Source organism: Microbispora sp. ZYX-F-249 (assembly GCF_039649665.1).
Taxonomy (GTDB): Bacteria; Actinomycetota; Actinomycetes; order Streptosporangiales; family Streptosporangiaceae; genus Microbispora; species Microbispora maris.
In genome coordinates, this window is sequence record NZ_JBDJAW010000097.1 from 1 (window position 1) to 6,178 (window position 6,178).

Below are 6,178 nucleotides of genomic sequence, written 5' to 3' on the forward strand. Positions count from 1 at the left end.
GGGTCCTGTTCATGGCAAGGGGGGTCGACGAGGAAACCGGCCGCGCCGGTGGCGCGGGGTCAGCCGGAGGGCCGCGGGGACGTGGGGCCGTCGTCCTTGCGCTGCCACTTGATCGCGACGTCCAGGTGGCCTTCCGCGCCGGTCTTGGCGATGATCGCTCCGGCCTCCGTGTTCAGTTTGACCCCGAACTGAATCTCGATCTCGTCCGGAGGGCTCGCCATGGCCCGGAACTGCCGCAGCGCCGCCGACGCCGCCTCGCGGACGTCCCGCAGCGCGTCCTCGAAAGAGATCTTCGCCTCCGCGAAGTCGACGCCCTTGCGGGACGGGCGTTGCACAATGGACCCGGAGTGCAGCTCGACCAGCACCGAGCCCCCGCCCTCGTCGAGGTCGAAACTCACTACTCCCGCCGTCGCTTCCGCTCCCTTTCGTTGGTCACGAAGTCGCCCGCCGGACGCATGCGCCAGGTGTCGAATCGGTGTCTGTCGCCAGCTCTCGAATCCGGTCCAGCTCGGCGAGCAGGGCCTCGAGATGGTCCGGGGCGTTCAGATATTCGAGGGCGGCGCTGCTGAACGCGTCGCGGACGACCGCGGGCATGAGATCCGCGGCGTCCATGCAGACCGCGCTCGCCTCCCGGAGGGTGGTGGCGATCCGCACACCGATCGTGTCCTCACCGTGCACGCTCGCAGGCACGTTCTTGTTCACGCGCCATTGCCGCCGCTGCCGCCCCGGCGGCACCGTCCTAGACCCGTTTTCCGGAGCGGCAACAACGGCTCTTGCCGCCCGGCAACTCGGCCGGCAGTTCATCGGCATCGAACTCAACGCGGACTGCTGCAAGCTGGCGGTAGCGCGGATCCGCGAGGCATCAGCAACGGCAGGAGGCATCGGATGAAGGACGTAAACCCTCCGCGACCTCCAGGACCTGCCGCCGGCGCTGGACCTCATGACCGCCGCCCGGATCCTCGGCATCGGCCGCACCAAGGCCTACGAGCTGGCCAAGAAGGACGAGTTCCCCGTACGGACCATCCATATCGGGGATCGGCTCTGACATCACTCCGTTGATCGCGCTCGACCGACCATCCCGCCCACTTGGGATCTGAACCTGCTACTCGGTGAGGCCGACACCGTCGGGCGCGAGCAGCGCGGTGCATTGGCGTAGGCCGAGGCTAATCTGCTGCTCGGCTACGAGTACCGCCCGCTCATCAAGCTGGGCACCCGCAACCTGGACCGGCTCGATGGGTGATTGCGTCCGCTCATCAGAACGTTTGCGTCCACCTGCGGTCGATGACCGCTGCCAGCCTGTACGGCTTGACGAAGTCTGCCGTAGTACCGGCCTTGGATCCGATGAAGAGATTTGGACCGAGCTCGAAAAGATTTAGGCATTGAACTGTGAAACGTCCACAGCATCGCAGACGTGATTGCTGGCCCAAATTCGGTCCCGTTGACGGCGGTGATCGATCTAGTAGTGGACTTCATTGCCCCTGTGAGAGATCTCGTCGCCTTCGCGGTAGCTAAAGCGTGCTCTCCCGAATTCTCGTCGCCCTGTGAGGTCCCTTCTGCGTCTGAATGGGCAGCAGAGGGGAGCAGGATCTGTTTACCTTCCCAGGCATTGTCGCTGTCGACACGTTCTTGCGAGTGCTTGAGTTGGTAGATCGACTGCATAAGGTAATCCCCTGTGAGTGGCAAGCGATGACAATGCACGGAAGTGTTATCGCAGGTCGTTTGCGATGCACAGCGATTCGCCGTAGGCAGAGAACGTGCGAACTGACCCACTCCTCCCCTGCGGACGAGGACCGTCAGAATGCGGGGAACGCTCTGGAAGTAGCACGTACACTCGGGCGAGCCGGCTCCGTCGCCCTGGGTAACTGTTCCGGCGACGGGCGAAGACCCGCACGGAGTGAGCGGCGGACGGGCGCCGTCACCTCTTCGAAGGCCGTGCAGGGCAGATTAGATTGACACGCGGAACGGCGCATGCTTTGCTTGTAACTAGTTACAGCAACTAGTTACTTTCGAGAGGGCGTAAGCCGTCGATCCGAGGTCATCAGTTCCCTTTCATTCGCCCCGGCTTAGACGATGAGCGCCGAGATCGGCGACACCCGAAACGACCCGACAAGCCCACGAAAGACGAGGGAGACCGGATCAGCATGGTCGAGCATGTGGTCGTCATCGGTGCCGGCGTCTACGGTGCGGCGGTGACCGCCGCGCTGACGCGGCGGGGCGCTCGTGTCACGGTCGTTGACGCCGGTGCACCGGCGGCTGGCAGCTCTGGTGCGACGTTCTCGTGGACCAACTCCTGCGGCAAGCAGCCGCGGTCGTACCACGATTTCAGCGTCGCGAGTATGGCGGCCCATCGCAAGCTGGCCACCGACGTGCCTCATGGCGACTGGTACCACGAGGGCGGCAACCTCGAATGGGCCGCCGACGACGCCGGGCGCGAGGCACTGCGCAAGAAGGTTGCGGGCGTCCTCGACTACGGATACGAGGCACGGTGGCTCAGCCGAGCGGAGGCTCTGGGCCTGGAACCGGACATGGACCCCGCCGAGTTGCCGGCGGGCGAGATCGCCTACTTCCCGCGCGAAGGCTGGATCGAGCCGGTGCGCCTGATCGCCCACCTGCTGTCGAGGGCGGTGGCCGGCGGCTCCGAATTGGCGGCGAACGACGCCGTCACCGCACTGGAGGTGACTGCGGGCACGGTGCGCGCCGTGCGGCTCGCCTCCGGCCGGCGGCTCCTCGCGGATGCGGTCGTGAACTGTGCAGGACCCCAGGCCGCCGGGATCGCCGCGCTGGCCGGACTGGTTCTGCCCATGCGCAACACCCGCGGTGTGCTCGTCTGCTCCTCACCGGTCGCGGTATCGGTCTCGCGCGTCATCCATGCCCCGCACGTCCACCTACGCCCGGATGGCGGCGGGCGGCTGCTGCTGCACACCCATGAGATCGACGGCACGGCACACGTGTCCGGCACCGGGGAGATCAGCGTCGACCCGTCGGCCATCGACAAGGTGGTCGAGGCCGGTCGTGCGCTGTACCCGGGAATGCGAGCCTCGACCGTGGAAGCCGTCCGGGTCGGTCAACGGCCCATCCCCGGCGACGGCCTGCCGGTACTCGGCCGGGTCGTCGCGCTGCCCAACTTCCACTTCGCGGTCTCGCACAGCGGCGCGACGCTCAGCGTGCACGCCGGCGACCTGGTCGCCGGCGAGGTGCTCGGTGAGGACCACGACGACGCGCTGGCCGCGTTCCGGTTCGAGCGGCCGGCACTGGCGGCCCGGTAACGGAGGGATCATGCGCACGATCGTCCTGCATGGCTGCGACCTGGTCGACGGCACGGGCACGGAGCCACGGCACGGGGTGGACGTCGTCGTCACGGGGGGCACCATTCGCGAGATCGTTCCCGCGCGACCGGCTGACGCCTACGGCACGGTGGACGAGATCGTTGACGCGGCCGGAATGCTGGTTATCCCCGGACTGATCAACAACCACACACATGGCACCGCGTACGGACCGCTGTTTCCCAGCGGACACGTGGGCCTGCCACACGAGCAGGTCCTCGCCAACCTCGACCGGCACCTGCTGGAAGGGACGACCACGGTGCTCTGCGTGGACGGGTTCGTCACCGCCGAGGCGCTCGCGCGCACCGGTGAAGCGCACCCGATCAACGTCAAACTCGCCTCGTGCAACACCCCGGCGTGCCTGGCGGCGGCGACCATCGCCGACGGCGGCGGCCTCACCGAGGCGAACCGCATGTTCACCGCGCGGCACGCGGTACGCGCCGGCGCGGTCGCGCTCGGCGAGATCGGGGCGGGACACACCCTCGGTGGGGGCGGGGCGAGTTACATGTACATCCCGGCCGAGATCGAGAGACGTACCGGCGTGAAGATCACACCCCGGCAGGCGAACGGGCTGAAGACCGCGGTGCTGGGCCGGCACATCTCGGAGAAGGCGTTCGATCGGGACCGTGTCGAGGAGGCCCTGGCGAGCGCGGGCCTGACTGGCACGTTCTCGGTCGAGGACACCCGTGAGATCGTCTCCGGCATCGTGCTGCCGGCCTTCGACATCGCCTTGCACGGGCTCGCCGAGGCGGCCGGGCAAGCTCGCGAGGCGGGCGTCCCGGTGCTGGTGCACAACGCGGCGGCATCGATGACACAGGTCGCCTCCATCGCGGAGACGGACGTGACGCTGATCGCCGGGCACTCCAACCACTCGAGCTTCGAGCTCCGCGAGGCGGTCGAGCACGCCGGACGGCTCAAGGAGATGGGTGCGATCGTGGATGTCTCCACCCTGGACACCTTCGGGGCACAGCGGCTCACAACGGGGCCGGAATTGCTTTATGCGATGTTTTCCGCGGGGGTGGTCGACACGATCTCGACCGACTACGCGGGCGGCCACCACGACCCGATCCTGCTGGCGATCGACCGATCCATCAAGGCGGGTGTGGTGAGTCTGCCGGCGGCGGTCGCGATGGCGACCGCCAACGTCGCGGACGCCATCCCCGGCGTGGCGCCGCGGCGTGGCCGTATCCTGCCGGGAATGATCGCCGACCTCGTGCTGACGGACCCTGCGGAGCTCCACCACGTGGGGATCGTCATGGTCGGTGGCGAGATCGTCGCGAGAGCCGGTCGGCGCGTCGCCGCCTGACCGGCGCCGGAACTGCTGGGGGGACCGGGAGAATCATGGTGAAACGAGCGACCATCGGCGACGTCGCCGCGGACGCCGGCGTGTCCACGGCCACGGTCTCCCGCGTCCTCAACGGCGGCGCCGTCACCGAGGCGACCGCCACCCGGGTGTGGGAAGCGGTCTCTCGTCTCGAGTACACCCCCAACGCGCTCACCAGGGGCGTCTTCGCCGGACGCTCCAGCACGATCGGAGTCGTCATCCGCGACCTGAGCAGCCCGTTCTACCTGGACCTGATCCGCGGCATCGACGAGGTGGCGGCCGCAAACGACAGCCTCGTCATGCTCGCCAACACCTTCCGTCGCGTCGACCGCGAGGTCGCCCAGGTACGGACCATGGACGAACAGAGGGTGCGTGGCCTGATCGTGACGACCGGCGAAGCGACCGATGGCCGGACACGCCGGATGGCCGAGAACGGCACCCCCTGCGTGATCATCGCGCGCTCCGTGCTGGACGCGCCGCCCGGCATGCACTCGATCAGCTTGGACAACGTCGAGGCCGGGCGGCTGATGGCCGTCCATCTGGCCGGGTGCGGGCGGTCGTCCATAGGCGTCGTGTCCTCGGGACGCCGCACGTCTCAGATCGAGCGCACGGCGGGGCTGAGGCGGGCCCTCGCGGACCTGGGGCTGCCCTTGCCCGAGGACGCGGTGATGGTCGCGGAAACCGAAGACGAGGTGAGCGGTGCCGTCGACACGCTGCTCGTCCGTGGCCGTGATCGCGGCGAGCCATTGGACGCGATCGTCTGCACCACCGGCCGACTCACCGTCGCGGTCCACGCGGCCCTCACCGCTCGCGGCATCGCCATCCCCGGCGACATCGCGTTCGTGACGATGGACGATTTTCCGTGGGCCACCGCGCTCGGGATCACCGTGATCGCCCAGCCCTCCTACCAGATGGGCCTGAAGGCGGGCGAACTCGTCGTCGACCGCCCCAGCGGGCCGGTCGAGTTGGTCTTCGCGCCTACGTTGGTCGCCCGCACCTCGTGCGGCGAGCGCCAGAAGGCCTGATCCCGTACAGATTCGTGCCTTCGGCGTGCTGGTGGATGCCGAAGGCCGTGGCGAAGCCGGTGCAGGAAGTCCAGCCGGTGGAGCGGGCCGGGGGTCCACAGCACGCCGTCGCGCAACTGTGCCGGACGGATCGCGGGGGCGTCCGCCAGCGGGTGGTCGGCGTGGAGGATCGCGTCCACAGGTTCGAGCCGTACCAGACGTGGGCGGCCACTTCGCCTCGCTGGAACGCCCCGACCTCGTGGCCGACGACATCCGCGCGTTCTTCGCATCCCTGCGCTGACCTCGGCCCGAGACGAGGGTCGTTTCGTCGTACGTCAAGCAGACTGCTGGCGGGACAGTCCCGCCCGGGGACCAGGTGAGGATCACACGTCTTGCGCGCAGTCGAACAATCCGCACGTCACTGGACGCAGTCCGGAGTTACCTGAACGCCGTTGGGCTGCGAAAACGCCTACTCCAACGTCCTGGGGGTCAAGGGGTCGTGGGTTCAAATCCCGCCGTCCCGACAC

At 68.0% G+C, this 6,178-nt stretch carries 6 protein-coding genes; 4 read left to right on the forward strand and 2 right to left on the reverse strand.

Going from position 1 to position 6,178, the window contains the following annotated elements; genetic code table 11:
- Positions 1 to 59: 59 nt before the first annotated feature.
- Both AAH991_RS39655 and AAH991_RS39660 read right to left on the reverse strand, forming a co-directional pair.
- Entirely contained in the window at positions 60 to 398 is a 339-nt protein-coding gene (locus AAH991_RS39655; protein WP_346231112.1) for a CU044_2847 family protein, read from the reverse strand.
- Between the two features lie 34 nt (positions 399 to 432).
- A complete protein-coding gene (locus tag AAH991_RS39660; RefSeq protein WP_428834095.1) occupies positions 433 to 612 on the reverse strand; it encodes a hypothetical protein in 180 nt (59 codons plus the stop codon).
- Here AAH991_RS39660 and AAH991_RS40625 point away from each other — a divergent pair.
- The 4 genes from AAH991_RS40625 to AAH991_RS39680 all read left to right on the forward strand — a co-directional run bounded on the left by AAH991_RS40625 (position 611) and on the right by AAH991_RS39680 (position 5,672).
- Positions 611 to 889, forward strand: a complete 279-nt coding sequence (locus AAH991_RS40625) for a DNA methyltransferase (protein WP_428834096.1) — start codon at positions 611 to 613, stop codon at positions 887 to 889. The genes AAH991_RS39660 and AAH991_RS40625 overlap by 2 nt on opposite strands.
- 1,252 nt (positions 890 to 2,141) lie before the next feature.
- Complete coding sequence (locus tag AAH991_RS39670; protein WP_169988446.1) at positions 2,142 to 3,266, forward strand: NAD(P)/FAD-dependent oxidoreductase; 1,125 nt, start codon at positions 2,142 to 2,144, stop codon at positions 3,264 to 3,266.
- A 10-nt stretch (positions 3,267 to 3,276) separates the two neighbouring features.
- On the forward strand, positions 3,277 to 4,629 hold the full coding sequence (locus tag AAH991_RS39675; RefSeq protein WP_346231114.1) for an amidohydrolase family protein: 1,353 nt from the start codon (positions 3,277 to 3,279) through the stop codon (positions 4,627 to 4,629).
- A 35-nt stretch (positions 4,630 to 4,664) separates the two neighbouring features.
- Positions 4,665 to 5,672, forward strand: a complete 1,008-nt coding sequence (locus tag AAH991_RS39680) for a LacI family DNA-binding transcriptional regulator (protein WP_346231115.1) — start codon at positions 4,665 to 4,667, stop codon at positions 5,670 to 5,672.
- Positions 5,673 to 6,178: the final 506 nt, after the last annotated feature.

What these genes read in the sequence shown, in the direction of transcription:
- AAH991_RS40625 (WP_428834096.1), top strand. Translation starts at nt 611, where the DNA reads ATGCAGACCGCGCTCGCCTCCCGGAGGGTGGTGGCGATCCGCACACCG.
- AAH991_RS39680 (WP_346231115.1), top strand. Translation starts at nt 4,665, where the DNA reads ATGGTGAAACGAGCGACCATCGGCGACGTCGCCGCGGACGCCGGCGTG.
- AAH991_RS39660 (WP_428834095.1), bottom strand. Translation starts at nt 612, where the DNA reads ATGGACGCCGCGGATCTCATGCCCGCGGTCGTCCGCGACGCGTTCAGC.
- AAH991_RS39675 (WP_346231114.1), top strand. Translation starts at nt 3,277, where the DNA reads ATGCGCACGATCGTCCTGCATGGCTGCGACCTGGTCGACGGCACGGGC.
- AAH991_RS39670 (WP_169988446.1), top strand. Translation starts at nt 2,142, where the DNA reads ATGGTCGAGCATGTGGTCGTCATCGGTGCCGGCGTCTACGGTGCGGCG.